The 3273-nt window shown below is 47.2% G+C and carries 3 protein-coding genes; all 3 read left to right on the top strand.

Translation table 11 applies throughout. The annotated features are described in order from the left end of the window. Nucleotides 1-369 precede the first annotated feature (369 nt). The 3 genes from CX664_RS20220 (at nucleotide 370) to CX664_RS20210 (ending at nucleotide 3024) form a co-directional block, all read left to right on the top strand. Nucleotides 370-1197 carry an ankyrin repeat domain-containing protein gene (locus CX664_RS20220; protein ID WP_101748488.1) on the top strand — a complete coding sequence of 276 codons (828 nt, stop codon included), beginning with the start codon at nucleotides 370-372 and terminating at the stop codon, nucleotides 1195-1197. A gap of 112 nt (nucleotides 1198-1309) precedes the next feature. Then, nucleotides 1310-1543: a hypothetical protein gene (locus tag CX664_RS20215; protein ID WP_101748487.1), complete on the top strand. Its 234-nt coding sequence runs from the start codon at nucleotides 1310-1312 to the stop codon at nucleotides 1541-1543. Nucleotides 1544-1560: 17 nt separating this feature from the next. Further along, complete coding sequence (locus CX664_RS20210) at nucleotides 1561-3024, top strand: hypothetical protein (RefSeq protein ID WP_101748486.1); 1464 nt, start codon at nucleotides 1561-1563, stop codon at nucleotides 3022-3024. Nucleotides 3025-3273: the final 249 nt, after the last annotated feature.

Below are 3273 nucleotides of genomic sequence, written 5' to 3'. Positions count from 1 at the left end.
TGACTCCTTGTTCAGGCACTCCCGGCAACTGCTCCTGCGTTGCTCTAGCTCCTGCATCCATGCAGTCGTGCTTCGTTACAACTCCGGTCACATAGCTACGGCTATGCTCCCTCCGTTGTGCCTCGCATAGCACCTGCCCAAGTAGCCAGAAATATATGATTCCATATGGCCAGCTACTTATGGACATAAGATAGCCAGTAATTCCGGTTTCTGCAGGTAGAGATGTGATTGCCAGAAAATATGATGGAAAGTCGTGTCGGTAACCGAAAGGTAGTCAAGTCCCGGAATTGTTTTCAAGAACTTTTCGGTTATTAATGTTGTCGAAAATGTCGCACAAAACAAACGCTGGCCAACTCAGAGTATTCAAGCATGATCAATCACCACTTGGCTGACCGGCCAGATTTCCTCCGGTCGCGACCAGAAACCTCTGAAACATTGCCAACTGAGGCTACGGTTAATTCTCTGTTGAGCACTCAGCAGTACCACCAGTTTGCCGGTAGCACTTTGAGAGAGCGAAACGTTGCATGCTCAGAACATTCGGAATCAGTAAAATGTGATACTTCGGGAGATACAAGCGACACTGGGGCGACAATTTGGTGGTATCGATATCCTGAGGATCCATTCGAGGAGAGAGACGATATCTACAAATGGATTGCCAGTGGGGCGAATGACAAGATTGTCGAACTGATTGATCAGGGGTTTAACCTGGATCAGAGCGATAGCTGCGATGAACCACCGTTATTTTATGCCCTGAATTTTGGTTCTCTGGAAACCGTTTTGCTGTTACTGAAACATGGGGCGGACCCGAATTTATTCCGTGTTCGTCCCAGTTTTACCTCCATGAGCAGTGGTGATTACAGTTTACGGGAGACCGACAAATTATCACGGTTGGTACTGCTGCTCAGTTATGGTGCCAAACTATTAGATGATAACAAAGCTTTCGGTGACGTGTTTGAAGATAACCGGGTTTTCCGGCTTGCGGTCTATTACTTCTGGGAAAAATATCGTGAGGGTCATGCTGGTTCCATACCCAAACCAAAATCGGTTGAAGAACTGAACCAGTTGGTTTTTAAGCTACCTGTTCTGCAAATCACGGCATATATTTCGTTGTTTAATGACGAACTCGGGATCTTGCGCCGACCATCAGGCAACTTGCCCGCTAATTTACAGGAGTTTTTAGATTTTATTGGTGCCTGACTGTTGGCAGTGATATGGCATGGAGATTAACAGTCAGGAATCTCCAGGGGCGGCCTGAACCTTCTCGGATGCGGGTTCAGGAGTCATTAGACCACTTCATAAATAATGGTTCATGCCTCTTTTTTCTGAACTGACAAAGGGCATGATGAGTGTGGTGACTAAATTTAAATCTCACGTCAATCTGGGGCGTAGTCTTAGTAGTAATAAAATTCTTGATAAACGACAGAAAGAATTTTTATCAGTCAGGCAGACTTCACTGGGGGAGCGTGATATCGGCCTGAAAACGTCTGAGCTGCCAAAGATAACGTTCACTCCCGGCAGTCCTGAACGGAAACCAAAAGTTTAATTATCTGGTGTTTACTTATGACTTATCCCAACTGGTCACCATTACCATCCACTTCACAACCTGTTGCCACAGCAGATCAATTGCCGTTGCCGCCAGATCAGCTAGCCGCCTGTTCTGCAGACGTAGCCAGCTTCGACGCACGGCACGCCACCCTTGCATTATCTGAGCGTCTGCAATTGAAGTATCAGGGGTATTCTGACCAGGATATCTGCGCCGCAGAAAAAACATTGCAGCAACGGTCAACCGAACCACTGACGGTAGATCGCATTCTTCAGGAGCTGACCGACAAACGTGCTGATATAACCACCATACTGAACAGCCTTGATGCGGCAGTCGACAACACTCCCGGTACTAATGCCAAGCTCCGTCTGGCAAGTCAGGTTATGAATTTCGCCCAGTCACTTAAAAAACGTGTGGACCGCGCATTTAACCAACATTTCTCCGCTGCGTGGCCAGACCGGCAAAAAGTGGCTGAGATGGTCAGCCAGTGGCCAGAGTCACTGAAGGAGTCAGCAATCTATATCCGCTATGGGTGGCCAGTTTTGAAAGTTGGCAGAGGCGTTGATATTTTATGTGATTTCAGGTCTGCCATGGAGGTTTGCAACAGTCCTGACGATCAGTACGAGGGTCTTCATCCAAAGGTTCACCCTGATCTTTGGGGATGTTTTGATCCCGGGGATTTCAAGGATTATTCTGATGATGACTTTCGACGTGCTTTCAAAGAGAGTGCCCCAAAGTATCAGGCCCTGATTAGAAATCTGCCTGCAGATTTTCCGGTAATCAGTCGAAACGCGTACCTGGATTATCCGGTCTTTTTCCGTCTGGTGAGGGAAATCTGGCTTGACGCAATACATACTCGCAATACCGGAACCATGGAGAGAATCAGTCATTTGATGGTGTCATTTACGGATCAGATAAACCGCAACAGCCATCGCTTCGGCAGTTACAACAACCACATAAAAGCACTGGATGACCAGTTAGCGTGTAGCTATTCAATGAAATATGAAGAGTTGTCCGCTTTACCATTTCTGCTGGCAACGCACCCCCGTAGATGGAATGAGAACTATAGTTCTGTTTCCCGGCGGTTGATCCATTATGCTTTATCTGATCAGGAAAGTAAGCTGAAGACATGCCCTGTTACATGGGGAGCAGATCTGACACAGCAACTGAGTATCTGCTGTTGGGTAGAGTCAAAGTTGATTCCGGATACCATCATGACCCTGCGTTTTCTGAGTGATATTGTGCAGTATATTGATAAGGATAACCGTAGATTCGGTTCAGGCACTCTCTCGGATCAAGTTTACTGGACAGAGAGTTGCAGGCCGGGACGGTACTTTGATAAAGAAACGCATCAGCTGCTGTCACCCATCATCGCATCGGACCCGCAAACATTATATCCGATGGAGCAAACCAGACAGGTGCTCAGTGATTTTTACAGTGGCATTATTGGGACGTCCGGTGCTACTCCAGAAAATGGTTGAAAAGCACACCAGCTCTAAGTAGCTAACCATATGAAATCATATATTTCTGACTCCTTGTGCTGGCACTCCCGGCAACTGCTCCTGCGTTGCTCTAGCTCCTGCATCCATGCAGTCGTGCTTCGTTACAACTCCGGTCACATAGCTACGGCTATGCTCCCTCCGTTGTGCCTCGCATAGTACCAGCCCAAGTAGCCAGAAATATTCGATTCCATATGGCCAGCTACTTAATGCCTGACTCTTCACTAATAT

It is taken from the genome of Endozoicomonas acroporae (assembly GCF_002864045.1).
GTDB lineage: Bacteria > Pseudomonadota > Gammaproteobacteria > Pseudomonadales > Endozoicomonadaceae > Endozoicomonas > Endozoicomonas acroporae.
This window is presented reverse-complemented; position numbering and strand designations above follow the sequence as displayed.